Raw genomic sequence first — 238 nt, forward strand, 5'->3', positions numbered from 1 at the left:
TCGTAGAACTCCCACATGCGCGCGCGGCGCAGCGTGACCATGCAGCCGATCGCCTGGCCCTGGCGCAGCTTGAAGTTCGCGATCGACTTCTTCGCCTTGCGGATCGCCGGCTTCTGACCTGTGATCGTGCCGAGGTCGCCCGCCGCGGCATCGAGCAGCTTCGCGTTCGCGAGCGCGTCGCCGACGCCCATGTTGACGACGATCTTCACCGGCCGAGGAGCCTGCATCTTGTTCTTGT

1 protein-coding gene is annotated in these 238 nt (G+C 65.5%); it reads right to left on the reverse strand.

Annotated elements, in window-relative coordinates; all coding sequences use genetic code 11:
- Positions 1–238 (reverse strand): 50S ribosomal protein L5 (gene rplE / locus JDS95_RS30835; protein ID WP_199691073.1); only part of this gene is annotated, 238 nt, incomplete at both ends.

Origin of the sequence: Bacillus cereus group sp. N24, assembly GCF_016483345.1 — a bacterium.
Lineage (GTDB): Bacteria > Bacillota > Bacilli > Bacillales > Bacillaceae_G > Bacillus_A > Bacillus_A toyonensis.